Genomic DNA, 14033 nt, shown 5'->3' on the forward strand with positions numbered 1-14033 from the left:
GCGCACCTCCCTCATCGGCAGCCTGTCAGCTACCTGTGACCGAACCTGGCAAGAACCTGGGGAACCGGTCCCGGGGACGGCGACGGCCCCGCCCCCCGGGTGGGGGACGGGGCCGTCGTCGGGCCGTACGGGTCAGGCGTTGCTGCGGCGACGAGCCCCGACCAGCAGGCCGGCACCGGCCAGCAGGACCAGCCCGCCACCGACCGCGACCGGGACGGCGTCGAAGCCGGTGGTGGCCAGGACGGCCTGGCCGCCGGAGACGGTGACCGCGATGACCAGGTTGCGGACGTTGCCGCTCGGGTCGACACCGGTGGCCACCAGGTGGTGGGTGCCGTTGGCCAGGTTCGCCGGGACGGTGACCTCGACCGAGAACGAGCCGTTCTCGTCGGTGACGACGGTGCCCAGGCTGACCGGCGAGGAGTAGACGAGCAGCTCGACGGTGGAGTTCGGGGCGTAGCCGGTGCCCTCGAGGGTGATCTTCTGACCCGCGGTGATCTTCGAGATCGGGCCGGCCGGGCCGACGATGTCGCCGTCGTCCTTGGTCGGGACCGAGGCCGGGGTGGCCGGGCCGGGGACGGTGATGCCGGTCTGCGAGGCGTACAGGCCGGGGCGGTCCTGCATGTCGATCGCGCGGACGCCGACCTCGAAGTCCGAGCCGGCCCGGGTGAAGAAGGTGCAGGTGGTCACCGACGGGTCGGTGATGGCGCAGCCCTGGTCACCGGACTGGCCGTAGCTGATGCCGACGTCGTAGCCCTTGACCTGACCCGCCGGGGCGGTCCAGGAGATGGTGACCCGCGAGGTCGTGGTGGTGACGACGACGTTGGTCGGGGCCGCGAGCGGGCGGTACGGGGTGACCGTCTGGCTCTGGCTGGCGTCGCCCTTGACCGCGCCGCCGGTGCCGCCGACCGCGCGCACGGCCACCGTGTAGGTGGTCTCGTTCGTCAGGCCGGTGATCGTGCCGGACAGGCGGCCGTCCTCGCCGGTGGTGGTCAGCGCCGACCAGGAGTCACCGTCGTCGGTGGTCACCTCGTAGCCGGTGACGTCGACGCCGTTGTCGTCGTACGGGGCGACGAAGTTCACCGTGGCCTCGCCGTCGCCGGGGTCGACGTAGTTGAGGTAGGGGGCGCCCGGGGTGCAGGAGACGCCCTGGGCGGTGATGGAGCCGACGTACTGGTCCCCGACCCGCGACGAGTCGACGTCGGTGGTGGCCGAGTAGGTGTAGCCGCCGCCGTAGCCCCAGTCGGTGGCCTCCACCGCGCCGCCGTCGCCGCCGGCCGCGCCGATGAAGACGCCCTGCGCGTCGACGACCACGGAGCCACCGCCACCGCCGCCGCTGTAGACGGTCGGCTCGTCGGGGTCGTCCTCGAGCCCGTCCTCACCCTGGAAGACGACGGCGCCCTCTTCGTTGACGTAGCCGCTGCCACCCGCGCCGCCCGCGCTCTCCGTGGCGTTGCCGCCACGCTCGCCCGCGTAGAGGTCGTAGACGTCGCCGGCGGTGGCGTCCGTCGTCGTGATGACCACGCCGCCCGGCTGACCGACCGTCTCGTCGCTGGCCGTGCCGCCACCGGCGCCGTAGACCTGCCAGTTGATGCCGCAGACACCGTCGCCCACGGTGAAGCTGGTGGCCTCGTCGGAGGTCAGCGTCTGGCCGGCCAGCAGCACGGGGCCGGCGGCCGACGCGACACCGGTGACGCCCAGGAGGGCGGTGGACATCCCGATCGCGCTGGCGGCCGCGAGGCCCAGCGCGCGACGGGACGGGGACGTGAAGCGCATGTGCGGGGCTCCCCCGGGACAGCCCGGAGCGCCGGGCACGTGCGCGGATGTCCCGCGCACCGCTTCCATCGGCGGCCTGTCAGGGGACTGCGAACCAACGAGGAGAGAAGTATCGGAATATCTTGGATCTTATTCACAGCCGTGTCCTCCTGCACCGAGGTCCGTCCTACTGCAGCAGCTCTGGTGCAGGAGGACGGACCTCGATCAACTCCCCTGGTCGACGCTGACCGGGCGGAGGGTCTAGAGGGGGCGGACCGTGGCCAGGACGTGGTCGGTGCCGGCCTTGGCGTTGCGGACGGCGAGGTCCCAGCCGCCGTCGCGCTGGCCCGTGGACAGGGCGACCGTCGAGGGCAGGAACAGCGGCTTGCGGAACCCGACGTCGACCCGGAAGGACTCCGGGAGGCGCCCCGACAGCGCGGCCAGCGCCCGCGCCTTGACCCACATGCCGTGCGCGATGGCCCGCTTGAACCCGAACGCCTTGGCGCTCAGGCCCGAGAGGTGGATGGGGTTCACGTCGCCCGAGACCTTCGCGTAGCGCCGCCCGGCGTCGTCGGGCACCCGCCAGACCGCGGCCTGCGCGACGTCCCCGATCTCGACCTCCAGGTCGGTCGGCTCCCCCACGGGCGCCGAGGCGCCGCGGGCCAGGTAGGTCGACCGCCCCCGCCACACCTCGTCCCCGCGCGAGCGGACCGAGGCGACCAGGTCGACGGTCGCGCCGCTGCGGTGCGGGGCGAAGCGGTCGGCCCAGACCTCCAGGTCCAGCTTCTCGGTGACCGACACCGGCCGGACGACGTCCACCCGGTTGCGCACGTGCACCAGCCCGGGCAGGGCCAGCGGGAACGACCGGTCGGCCATCAGCGCGACCTGCAGCGGGAAGGTCAGCACGTGCGGGAACGTGGCGGGGAGGGTGTCGCCGAACCGGAACCGGCAGACCTCCGCGTAGTCGGCCACCTGCGCGGGGTCGACGGCGACGGCCACCCGGCTCAGGTGGGTGCCCGGCAGCTCCCCGCCCCGGCCGCGCGCGGTGAGCGCGGCCTTGGCGAACAGCTGCCCCATCGAGGGGGGCGAGGACAGGACGACGGGCGTGCCCATCAGGCCCCCAGCAGGTTCTGGCCGCAGACCCGCAGCACCTGGCCGTTGACCCCGGCACTGGCCGGCTGGGCCAGCCAGGCGATCGCCTCGGCGACGTCCACCGGCAGGCCGCCCTGCTGCAGCGAGTTCAGCCGGGCACCCACCTCGCGGGTGCCGAAGGGCATCTTGGCGGTCATCTCGGTGACGATGAACCCGGGCGCGACGGCGTTGATGGTGGCCCCGCGGGAGGCGAACTCCGCAGCCCACGACCGCACCATGCCGATGACGCCGGCCTTGGACGCCGAGTAGTTGGTCTGCCCGCGGTTGCCGGCGATGCCCGACTGCGAGCTCACCGCGACGACCCGCGCGCCGGGCCTGAGCGCACCGTCGGCGTCCAGCAGCGCCTGGGTCATGTCCAGCTGGGCCTGCAGGTTCACCGCGAGCACCGAGTTCCAGCGCGCGGCGTCCATGTTGACCAGCAGCTTGTCGCGGGTGATGCCGGCGTTGTGCACCACCACGTCGACCCCGCCGTGCCGCTCCACCACGTGCTCCACCAGCCGCGCCGCGGCGTCGGGGGCGGTGATGTCCAGCTGCAGCGCCGTCCCGCCGATGCGGTTGGCGACCTCCGCCAGCGCCTGGCCGGCGGCGGGCACGTCGACGGCGACCACGTGGGCGCCGTCCCGCCCGAGCACCTCGGCGATCGAGGCGCCGATGCCCCGGGCCGCGCCGGTGACCACGGCGACCTTCCCGGCCAGCGGGGTGGTCCCGCCGTCGCCGGTGGGCACGTCGGCTGCGGACAGGGTGACCGTCTGGCCGTCGACGTAGGCCGACCGGCCGGACAGGAAGAACCGCAGCGGCCCGGGCACCGACGCCTCGGCGCCCGCGGGCACGTACACGAGGTTGGCCGTCGCGCCGGCGCGCAGCTCCTTGGCCAGCGACCGGACCAGGCCGTCCAGGGCCTGCCGGGCCGCGGCCAGCGCGGGCGAGGGCGCCTCGCCCGGCACCTCGCCGAGGACGACGACCCGGCCGTTGGTGCCCAGCCGCTTGACCGCGGGCGCGAGGAAGTCGTGCGCCGCGGCCAGGTCGGCCGGGGTGGTGACCCCGGTGGCGTCCAGGACGACGGCGGCCACCTTCGCGCCGCGCTCCCCGTCGGCGGTCACCGGGGACAGCACGGTGACGCCGTCCTCCTTGAGCACCGACTCGACCTCGGCGCGCAGCCGGCCGTCGCCGGCGGAGCCCACCAGGGCCGGGCCGTCGAGCAGCGGCTGCCCGGGGGTGTAGCGGCGCAGCCGGACCGGCCGGGGCAGGCCGAGCTGCTTGGTGATGGTGGACCCGATGCCGGAGTTGGCGAAGTCGCGGTACCAGTCGCTCATGGCGGTGTCCCTTCTCAGCTCTCGAGGATCGCGACGACGCCCTGGCCGCCGGCCGCGCAGATGGAGATCAGCCCGCGCTTCCCGGGCCCGGCCTCGTGCAGCATCTTGGCCAGCGAGGCGACGATCCGGCCGCCGGTCGCGGCGAACGGGTGCCCGGCGGCCAGCGAGGAGCCGTTGACGTTGAGCTTGGACCGGTCGATTGACCCCAGGGGGGCGTCCAGGCCCAGCTTCTCCTTGCAGAAGCCCGGGTCCTCCCAGGCCTTCATGGTCGAGAGCACCGTCGAGGCGAAGGCCTCGTGGATCTCGTAGAGGTCGAAGTCCTGCAGGGTGAGCCCGTTGCGGGCCAGCATCACCGGCATGGCGTAGGCCGGGGCCATCAGCAGGCCCTCGCCGCCGTGCACGTAGTCCACCGCCGCGGTCTGCGCGTCGACCAGGTGCGCCCAGACCGGCAGCTTGTGCTCGGCGGCCCACTCGTCGCTGGCCAGCAGCACGGCGGAGGCGCCGTCGGTGAGCGGGGTGGAGTTCGCCGCGGTCATGGTGGCGCCCTCGCCCCTGCCGAACACCGGCTTCAGGGTGGACAGCTTCTCGACGGTGGAGTCCGGGCGCAGGTTGTCGTCGCGGGTCAGGCCCAGGAACGGGGTGACCAGGTCGTCGAAGAACCCGCGGTCGTAGGCGGCGGCCAGGTTGTGGTGGCTGGCCACGGCCAGCTCGTCCTGCGCCTCGCGGCTGATCTCCCACTCCTTGGCGGTGATCGCGGCGTGCTCACCCATCGACAGCCCGGTGCGCGGCTCGACGTTGCGCGGCTGGTCGGGCACCAGCTGGCCCGGTCGGATGCGGGCGAGCAGCTTGAGGCGGTCGGGCAGGGTCTTGGCGGCGTTGGCGGCGATGAGCACCTTGCGCAGGTCGTCGTTGACCGCGAGCGGTGCGTCGGAGGTGGTGTCGGTGCCGCCGGCGATGCCGGACTCGATCTGCCCCAGGGCGATCTTGTTGGCCACCAGGACGGCGGCCTCCAGGCCGGTGCCGCAGGCCTGCTGCACGTCGTAGGCCGGCGTGGCCGGCGACAGCTGCGAGCCCAGCACGGCCTCGCGGGTGAGGTTGAAGTCGCGGGCGTGCTTGAGGACGGCGCCGGCGACGACCTCGCCGACCTGCTCGCCGGCCAGGCCGTGGCGGGCCACCAGGCCGTCGATGGTCGCGGTGAGCATGTCCTGGTTGCTCGCGCGGGCGTACTTCTTGTTGGACCGGGCGAACGGGATGCGGTTCCCGCCGACGATCGCAGCCTTGCGGGTCATGGGGCCCTCCGGGTGTGACGAGGTCGCGTTGTCGGTACCGACGGTATCAGGTACCGTCGTTCACATGAAATCGACGGCGGTGACACCGCCCACGGCGGCCGGCACCGTCCCGCGGCGACGCGACCGCCGCGACTCGAGGTGGGACGAGCACCGGCGCGCCCGGCGCGAGCAGCTCGTCGCCGCCACGGTCGCCGCCGTGGGCCAGCACGGCCCGGGCGTGGGCATGGAGGACATCGCCGCCGCGGCCGGCACCAGCAAGACCGTGGTCTACCGGCACTTCGCCGACCGCGGCGAGCTGCACCTGGCGGTCTGCGCGCAGGTCGCCGAGCAGCTGCTCGGGGCGCTGCGCCAGGCGATGACCAGCACCGACCGGCCACGCCAGATGGTGGCCGCGGCGATCGACACCTACCTGGCCTTCATCGAGGCCGACCCCGAGCTCTACCGGTTCGTCGTGCACCCGCCGGTCGACCGAGACCCGTCGGCCGACCCCATCGCCGGGCTGTCCGAGCTCGTCGGGGCCCAGGCCACCGAGCTGGTGGCCCTGGCCCTGGAGCAGGCCGGCCGGCCCACCGCGGCCGCCGAGCCCTGGGGCCACGGCCTGGTCGGCCTGGTGCGCTCGGCCGCCGACCGGTGGCTGGGCTCACCGGACCCCATGCCCCGCGCGGAGCTCACCGCGCACCTGACCGACCTGGCCTGGGCCGGCCTGTCCGGCGTCGTCCAGCCCCGCACCCCGCACGCCACCACGGAGGGATCCCGATGACCAGCACGCAGCAGCACCTGACCCCGGTCGACCCGGCCCGCCTCACCGAGGTGCTCGACGGCCGCTGGGCGCACGTGCGCCGCGACGCCCGCGAGCAGCTCGGCGAGCAGAAGTACGCCCCGGTGTACGGCGAGACGAACGCCGAGGCCCGCGAGCGGATCACCGGCCTGCTCAAGGACCTCGCGGCCACCGGCCGCACCCGGCTGGGCTTCCCGAAGGCCTACGGCGGCGAGGACGACGCCGGCGCCTCCGTCACCTCGATCGAGATGCTCGCCTTCGGCGACCTGTCCCTGATGGTCAAGGCCGGCGTGCAGTGGGGCCTGTTCGGCGGCGCGGTGCAGCTGCTGGGTACCGAGCGGCACCACGAGGCCTACCTGCAGCGCATCATCGACGCCGACCTGCTCGGCTGCTTCGCGATGACCGAGACCGGCCACGGCTCGGACGTGCAGCAGCTGCGCACCACCTGCACCTACGACCCGGCCACGCAGACCTTCGACCTGCACACCCCGCACGAGTCGGCCCGCAAGGACTACATCGGCAACGCGGCCCAGGACGGCCGGATGGCCGTGGTGTTCGCCCAGCTGGTCACCCAGGGCAAGCGGCACGGCGTGCACGCCTGGCTGGTGCCCATCCGCGACGAGGCCGGCAACCCGCTGCCCGGCGTCACCGTCGGCGACGACGGCCCCAAGGCCGGTCTCAACGGGGTGGACAACGGCCGGCTGTCCTTCGACCATGTGTCCGTCCCCCGCGACATGCTGCTGGACCGCTACGGCCAGGTCGCCGAGGACGGCACCTACACGTCCTCCATCGAGAACGAGACCCGGCGCTTCTTCACCATGCTCGGCACCCTGGTGCGCGGGCGGGTCAGCGTCGGCGGCTCGGCGGGCTCGGCCACCAAGCTGGCCCTGCAGATCGCCACCCGCTACGGCGACGCCCGCCGCCAGTTCGCCGCCCCCGGCGAGGACCGCGAGATCGTGGTCAACGACTACCTGGTGCACCAGCGCAAGCTGCTGCCCGCGCTGGCCAAGAGCTACGCGCTGCACTTCGCGCAGGAGGAGCTCACCTCCACCATGCACGACGTCCAGGGCGCGACCGACGTCGACGAGGCCGCGCAGCGCGAGCTGGAGTCCCGCGCCGCCGGGCTCAAGGCCGCCAACACCTGGCACGCCACGCAGACCATCCAGATGGCCCGCGAGGCGTGCGGCGGCGCCGGCTACCTCGCCGAGAACCGGCTGCCGGCGCTCAAGGCCGACACCGACGTGTTCACCACCTTCGAGGGCGACAACACCGTCCTGCTGCAGCTGGTCGCCAAGGGCCTGCTCACCGGCTACCAGGACTCCTTCGGGTCGCTGGACAGCTGGGGCAAGGCGCAGTTCGTCGCCGACCTGGTCAAGGAGACGGTGCTGGAGCGCACCGCCGCCCGCGGTCTGATCGCCCGGCTGGTGGACGCCGTCCCCGGCCGCGACGAGGATATCTCGCTGCTGGACCGCGGCTGGCAGCTGCGGATGTTCGAGGACCGCGAGAAGCACACCCTCGAGGGCGCGGCCAACCGGCTGCGCAAGGGCGCCTCGAACAAGGAGAACCGCCTGTTCGACGTGTTCAACGACGTGCAGGACCACGTGCTGCGGACGGCGACCACGCACATCGACCGCGTGGTGCTCGAGGCGTTCGTGGCCGCGGTGGACCGCACCGCCGACCCCGCCGCCAAGGCGCTGCTGTCCAAGCTCTGCGACCTGTACGCGCTGACCACGATCGAGGCCGACCGCGGCTGGTTCCTCGAGCACGGCCGGCTGACCCCGGCCCGCTCCAAGGCGGTCACCAGCACGGTGAACGCGCTGCTGAAGGAGCTGCGGCCGCACATGCGCACGCTGGTCGACGGCTTCGCCATCCCCGACGCGTGGGTGCAGTCGCGCATCATCTCCGAGGAGGGCCCCCGCCAGGAGGTCATGGCGGCCGAGGACGCCCGGGTGCGGGCCGCCTCCACGGCCGGCGACTCCGCCGTCGACACCCCCGACGCCACGGCCGTCGACCTGGAGATGGCACCGGCGCAGTGATCGCCGGCGCGGCGACAATGGCGGGGTGAGCGCCACCGCCGACGTCCTGCGCATCCCGGTGGCGGTGGACCTCGCCGCCGTCGTGGTCGGAGCCCTCACGGGTGGCCTGCTGGCCGCCCGTGAGGGCTTCGCGCTGTCCGGGGTGCTGCTGCTGGCGGTCACCGGCGGCCTGGGTGGCGGGCTCATCCGCGATGCGCTCATGGGCGTCCCGGCGGTGGCCATCACCAACCCGGCGTACCTGCCGACGGTGGGCATCGCCGCGATGGTCACCTTCTTCTTCGCCGGCTGGCTCAACCGCACGACCGGCCTGCTCACCGGCCTGGACGCGCTCACCCTGGGCTTCTTCACCGTCATCGGCGCGCAGAAGGCGCAGACCGCCGGGCTGCCGGTGGCCAGCGTGGTCTTCCTGGGCGTGGCGACGGCGGTCGGCGGCGCGGTGATCCGCGACGTGCTGCTGGCCCAGCGCGCCGACATCGTGCAGCCCGGCCCCTACAACGCGGTCGCCGCGCTCATCGGCGCCTCGCTGCTGGCCGTGCTGTCGGGCCCGCTGGACCTGCCGCTGCTCCCGGTCGCCGCCGCCACCATCGCGCTGGTGGCCGGGCTGCGGCTGCTGTCGGTGCGGCGGGGCTGGTCCGCGCCGGTGGCGATCGACCTGCCGCTGCGCGCCCGCTCCCGCTGGTCGGCCCGGCGACGTCGCCCGGAGGGGTGAGCCGGGGTCAACTCCGGCCGCGCGCTGCCGAACCATCCAGCACCAGTCGAGCCGGGAGGAGCGCCGTGCCGTACCCACCTGTCCCCGCGCGCCGCCGGGTCGGACCCCCCCGCCCGGCCGTCGTCGCCGTCCTCGCGGTGCTCGTCGGGTTCCAGCTGGCCTCCTCGCTGGGCGACGCCGCGTTCGTCGACGTCTACGTCTCCAACCTGCTGCAGTTCGCCTCGGGCGCGACCGCGGCGGTCGCCTGCGCCGCCCGCGCCCGCACCGTCACCGGCCGGCGCCGGTGGTCCTGGGCCTGCCTGTCCGCCGGCACCGCCGCGTGGGCCGCCGGGCAGGCCTGGTGGTGCTGGGTGCAGGTCGTGCAGGGCGGCGAGGCGCCCTTCCCCTCGGTGGCCGACGTCGGCTTCATCGCCTTCCCGCTGCTCGCCGGCGCCGCCCTGCTGCTCACCCCGACCGGCGACGGCACCACCGCCCGCTGGCGCCGGGCCCTCGACGCCGCCATGACCTCCGCCGCGGTCGGCCTCGTCAGCTGGGAGACCACGCTCGGCACGGTCGTGGCGATGAACGCCGGCAACGACCCGCTGGTCGCCGGGCTGCTGGTCGGGTACCCCGTGCTCGACGTGCTGCTCATCGTGCTCGGCACGCTCACCGTCGCCCGGGCCACCGTCGCCCGGCTGCCGCAGGTGCTGGTCACCCTCGGCCTGGTCTCCTTCGCCGTCTCCGACAGCGCGTTCGCCTACGTGGCCGCCGAGGGCGACTACGACGGCAACCTCCTCGACCTGGGCTGGATCGCCGGGTTCCTGCTCGTCGCGCTGGCCGCGCTGTGCCCGCCCGGCACCGCCGCGCCCGCCCGCGCCCGCCGCCGCGACGACGGCGGCCGGGCGGACCTGCTGCTCTACGTCCCGGTCGCCATCGCCTTCGCCGTCACCACCGTGCTGGCCTTCCACGGCCGGCGGCTGGACGGCTGGGAGCTGCTCACCGCCGGCGTCGTCGTCGCCCTGCTGCTGGCCCGGCAGTGGCTGGCCCTGCGCGACAACGGCCGGCTGGCCGCCGAGCTCGCCGCCCGCGAGGCGGAACTGCGCCACCAGGCCTTCCACGACGCGCTCACCGGCCTGGCCAACCGGGCCCTGTTCCTCGACCGGCTCGACCACGCGCTCAAGCTGCACGCCCGCGACCTGCGCCCCGTGGCGCTGGTCTTCCTCGACCTGGACGACTTCAAGGTCGTCAACGACACCCTGGGCCACGCGGTCGGCGACGAACTGCTGGTCCGGGTGGCCGAACGGCTGCGCGGGGCGGTGCGCTCCGGCGACACGGTGGCCCGCCTCGGCGGCGACGAGTTCGCCGTCCTGCTCGAGGACGGCGGCGACCCGGTGCTCACCGCGGCCAAGGTGGCCGGGGCACTGGGCACGCCGTTCACGCTGCGCGGGGACGTCGTCGACGTACGGGCCAGCGTCGGGCTCTGCGAGCTGTCCGCCGACGACGCCCCGCTGGCCGCCGACGAACTGCTGGCGCGCTCGGACACCGCCATGTACGCGGCGAAGCGGTCGGGCAAGGACACCATCGTCTCCTGGAGCGCGGGCATGAGCCTGGCCGAGCTCGAGGACGAGGAGCTGCGGTCGGCGCTGCGCACCGCCGTCGAGGACCGCCGGGTCCGGCTGGCCTTCCAGCCCATCGTGGAGCTGACGACCGGGCGGCTGTCCGGCCTGGAGGCGCTGGCCCGCTGGCGGCACGAGGGCCGCGACGTCCCGCCGGACGTCTTCATCCCCCTCGCCGAGCGCGCCGGGCTGATGGGCGCGCTGACCGCCGACCTGCTCGAGGCCGCCTGCACCCGGCTCGCCGGCTGGAGCGCCGGCCGGGACGAGCTGCTCACCGTGCACGTCAACGTCGCCCCCAGCCAGCTGGTGGCCCCCGGTTTCGTCACCACGGTGGCCGACCTGGTGCGCAGGCACGGGCTGCGGCGGGGCGCGCTGGTCCTGGAGATCACCGAGTCGGGCATCTTCGCCGACCTGGACGCCGCGCAGACGGCCGTGGTCGAGCTGCGCCGCCTCGGCGTGGGCGTGTCCCTGGACGACTTCGGGGTGGGCTACTCCTCGCTCGCCCAGCTCAACGCCATGCCGCTGGACTCGGTGAAGATCGACCGCTCGTTCCTCGCCCGCGTCGACAGCGACCCGCGGCAGGCCCGGTTCCTGCACGCCGTGCTGCGGCTGGCCGAGGAGATCGGCCTGCCGGTCGTCGCCGAGGGCGTGGAGCGGCCGGCCCAGCTGCACCTGCTGCGCGCCCTGGGCTGCCAGCACGCGCAGGGCTACCTGCTCGGGCGCCCGGTCGAGGCCGACGCGGTGCCGCCGCTGCTGGACGGGATCGCCGTCCCCGCCTGACCTCCCCCCGTGGGGGGACGACGGTCCAGGACCGGCCGGAACCGGTCGATCACCCCTGCGTGACCGACCTGTACGAGCCGACCGCCCGCACCGACTGCCGTCCGCTGCTGGCCGACCCCGACGACCTCACCGTCGTGCACTCCCCCGTGGTCGACCTCGCCGACGGCTCGGTGACCGGCTGGGCGGCGGCCCCCCGCTTCCCCGGCACCGCCACCCCCGAGGTGTGGTTCGCCGCCGCGCACGACGCCGGCCTGGCCGCGCCCCTGCAGGCGCTGCTGCTGCAGACCGCGCTCGCCCGCCGGCCCGCCGCCGGCCGGTTGCACGTCGCGGTCGACCCGTGGCTGCTGGGCGCGCCGGTGGTGCACACCGCCCTGCGCGTCCCGCTGCGCGGCGTGGTCCTCGAGCTGACCGACACCAACGTCGACGACGACGCCGCCCTGCTGCGCCGCTGCTCCGTGCTGCGCGAGCGCGGTGCCGCCCTCGCGGTGCCCGCGGCGCTGCTGCACCGGCTGCCGCAGCTGCCCGCCGACGTCGTCCTGCTGCCCCCGGCCCTGGTCGCGGGCCTGGCCGGGGACGCCCGGCGGACGGCGGTGGCCGCCGGCGTGCTGGCCTACGCCGCCGCGGCCGGCGCCACCGTGCTCGCCGACGGCGTGGAGACCGACGCCGAGCTGCAGGGCCTGCTCGCCGCCGGCGTCCACGCCGCGCGGGGCTGGCTGCTCGGCCCGACCGCCGCCGGATACGGCCCGGCCACGCCGCGGGTGGTGCGCGCGCTGCGCACCCGCGCGCAGCGGGCCGGCACCGAGGCCACCGTCACCGGCCTGCTGCGGCCGGTGCGCACCTGGTCCCCCGGCCGGGACGACCGCCAGCTCACCCCGCCGGTGGTCGTGCTCGACGACGACGGCCGCCCCGCCACGCTGTCGCTGGTCGACCCCCGCACCGGTGCCTGGTTCGAGTCACCGGCCGCGCTGGTGCTCCCCGTGGACACCCCGGTCGGCGAGGCGCTGCACCGGGCGCTGGCCCGCCGTCCCGCCGTCCGGTTCGACCCGGTGCCCTGCACCGACGCGACCGGCGTGGTCGTCGGCCTGGTCCGGGTCGAGGACCTGGCCGGCGCCGCGGCCGCCGGCTGAGCGCTACGCCGAGGCCTGGTCCAGCGCGGCGCGCTCGTCGTCGGTGAGCCGCAGGTCCAGCATCGGCAGCAGGTCGGCCAGCTGCTCGACCGACCGGCCGCTGGCGATCGGCGCGACCACGGTGGGCCGGTCGGCCAGCCAGCGCAGCGCCACCGCCGAGCCGGTCGTGCCGTGCGCGTCGGCCACCTGCGCCAGCGCGGCGAGCACCCGGTCGCCCTTGTCCCCCACGTAGGCCGAGGCCCCCTTGGCCCGGGGCGAGTCGATGGTCTCCCCGGCCCGGTACTTGCCGGTCAGGAAGCCCTTGGCCAGCGAGAAGTAGGGCAGCGTCCCCAGCCCGCGGTCGGCGACGACGGCGCGCAGCTCGTCCTCGTAGACCGCCCGCTCCATCAGGTTGTAGTGCGGCTGCAGCGCGACGTAGGGCGCCAGGCCCTGCTCCCGCTGGACGTCGAGGGCCTCGGTGAGCCGCTGCGCGGAGTAGTTCGACGCCGCCACGTACCGCACCTTGCCGGCCTGGACCAGCTCGTCGAAGGCGGTGAGCGTCTCCTCCAGCGGCGTGGTCTGGTCGTCGTAGTGGGCGTAGTAGAGGTCGATGTGGTCGGTCTGCAGGTTGCGCAGCGACCGCTCGGCCGCGGCCCGGATCTCCGGCGCGGACAGCGGGTGCTCCTTGTCCCCCGGCGAGGCCTTGGTGGCCACGGTGACCCGGTCGCGCATGCCGCGCTCGGCCATCCACCGGCCGAGGATCTGCTCGGAGAGCCCGTTGCCGTACATCTCGGCGCTGTCCACGAACGGCGACTGGGTGCTCGGCACGGCGTCGACGAAGCGGTCCAGCAGCGCCCAGGAGGTGGACTCGTCGGCCGTCCAGCCGAACACGTTGCCGCCGAAGCAGAGGTCGCTGACGGTCAGGTCGGTCCCGGGAAGTCGTGGCATGGGCCAACCATAAGGAGCCCTCGCGGGTGCCGCAGCGGGTCGCCTGGGTCGGCTGGGACGGAAAAGCCCGTGAATCCGGGCATCTGACTGGCCAGAGGCCGCCGTGGCATGGCAACGTGCCTGCCGTCCCTGGCCGACGACCCCGTCGGCCGGCCCGCCCGCACCGGGGTGGACCCCCCGACCGGGCCGCACAGACCACCGAGAGGACCCACCGTGAACAAGGCCGAACTCGTCACCGCCATCTCCAAGCGCGCCGACGTGCCCGCCGCCACCGTCGACTCCGTGATCGCCGCCCTCGGCGAGGAGTTCGTGGACGCCCTCACCCGCGGCGACAAGATCGCCATCTCCGGCCTGCTGACCCTGGAGCGCTCCTCGCGCTCGGCGCGCACCGGCCGCAACCCGCAGACCGGCGAGACCATCGAGATCGCCGCCTCGAACACCGCCAAGCTGACCGCCGGCTCGAACCTGAAGAAGGCCGCCGCCGCCGTCCCGGTCAAGTGACGTCCCACGCCTGACGACGGCGCCCTCCCCGACCTGGGGCGGGCGCCGTCGTGCGTCCGGGGCAGGATGCGGGT

11 protein-coding genes are annotated in these 14033 nt (G+C 74.6%); 6 read left to right on the forward strand and 5 right to left on the reverse strand.

From position 1 onward, the window contains the following. Positions 1–132 precede the first annotated feature (132 nt). The 4 genes from BLT39_RS03675 to BLT39_RS03690 form a co-directional block, all read right to left on the reverse strand. Positions 133–1773, reverse strand: a complete 1641-nt coding sequence (locus BLT39_RS03675; RefSeq protein WP_091058669.1) for a fibronectin type III domain-containing protein — start codon at positions 1771–1773, stop codon at positions 133–135. Positions 1774–2013: 240 nt separating this feature from the next. Next, positions 2014–2865 carry a MaoC family dehydratase gene (locus BLT39_RS03680; RefSeq protein WP_091058674.1) on the reverse strand — a complete coding sequence of 284 codons (852 nt, stop codon included), beginning with the start codon at positions 2863–2865 and terminating at the stop codon, positions 2014–2016. Continuing rightward, positions 2865–4217: a 3-oxoacyl-ACP reductase gene (locus tag BLT39_RS03685; RefSeq protein ID WP_091058677.1), complete on the reverse strand. Its 1353-nt coding sequence runs from the start codon at positions 4215–4217 to the stop codon at positions 2865–2867. The genes BLT39_RS03680 and BLT39_RS03685 overlap by 1 nt, the downstream gene beginning before the upstream one ends. Before the next feature lie 14 nt (positions 4218–4231). Beyond that, positions 4232–5506, reverse strand: a complete 1275-nt coding sequence (locus BLT39_RS03690; protein ID WP_091058681.1) for an acetyl-CoA C-acetyltransferase — start codon at positions 5504–5506, stop codon at positions 4232–4234. 64 nt (positions 5507–5570) lie between these two features. On the opposite strand from BLT39_RS03690, the gene BLT39_RS03695 reads away from it, so the two are divergent. The 5 genes from BLT39_RS03695 to BLT39_RS22220 all read left to right on the forward strand — a co-directional run bounded on the left by BLT39_RS03695 (position 5571) and on the right by BLT39_RS22220 (position 12531). Continuing rightward, complete coding sequence (locus BLT39_RS03695; RefSeq protein ID WP_091058685.1) at positions 5571–6266, forward strand: TetR family transcriptional regulator; 696 nt, start codon at positions 5571–5573, stop codon at positions 6264–6266. Continuing rightward, entirely contained in the window at positions 6263–8320 is a 2058-nt protein-coding gene (locus BLT39_RS03700; protein WP_091058689.1) for an acyl-CoA dehydrogenase family protein, read from the forward strand. The genes BLT39_RS03695 and BLT39_RS03700 overlap by 4 nt, the downstream gene beginning before the upstream one ends. A gap of 25 nt (positions 8321–8345) precedes the next feature. Next, positions 8346–9029, forward strand: a complete 684-nt coding sequence (locus BLT39_RS03705; RefSeq protein ID WP_091058691.1) for a trimeric intracellular cation channel family protein — start codon at positions 8346–8348, stop codon at positions 9027–9029. 65 nt (positions 9030–9094) lie between these two features. Continuing rightward, positions 9095–11404, forward strand: a complete 2310-nt coding sequence (locus BLT39_RS03710; protein WP_091058694.1) for a putative bifunctional diguanylate cyclase/phosphodiesterase — start codon at positions 9095–9097, stop codon at positions 11402–11404. A gap of 59 nt (positions 11405–11463) precedes the next feature. Further along, positions 11464–12531 carry an EAL domain-containing protein gene (locus tag BLT39_RS22220; RefSeq protein ID WP_165640127.1) on the forward strand — a complete coding sequence of 356 codons (1068 nt, stop codon included), beginning with the start codon at positions 11464–11466 and terminating at the stop codon, positions 12529–12531. Between the two features lie 3 nt (positions 12532–12534). Here BLT39_RS22220 and BLT39_RS03720 read toward each other — a convergent pair whose 3' ends face one another. Then, the gene (locus BLT39_RS03720; protein WP_091058697.1) at positions 12535–13458 is read right to left on the reverse strand and encodes an aldo/keto reductase; all 924 of its coding nucleotides are present in this window, start codon (positions 13456–13458) and stop codon (positions 12535–12537) included. A 213-nt stretch (positions 13459–13671) separates the two neighbouring features. On the opposite strand from BLT39_RS03720, the gene BLT39_RS03725 reads away from it, so the two are divergent. Beyond that, positions 13672–13959: an HU family DNA-binding protein gene (locus tag BLT39_RS03725; RefSeq protein ID WP_207507553.1), complete on the forward strand. Its 288-nt coding sequence runs from the start codon at positions 13672–13674 to the stop codon at positions 13957–13959. Positions 13960–14033 lie beyond the last annotated feature (74 nt).

The sequence above is a fragment of the Klenkia brasiliensis genome (assembly GCF_900100695.1).
Classification (GTDB): Bacteria; Actinomycetota; Actinomycetes; order Mycobacteriales; family Geodermatophilaceae; genus Klenkia; species Klenkia brasiliensis.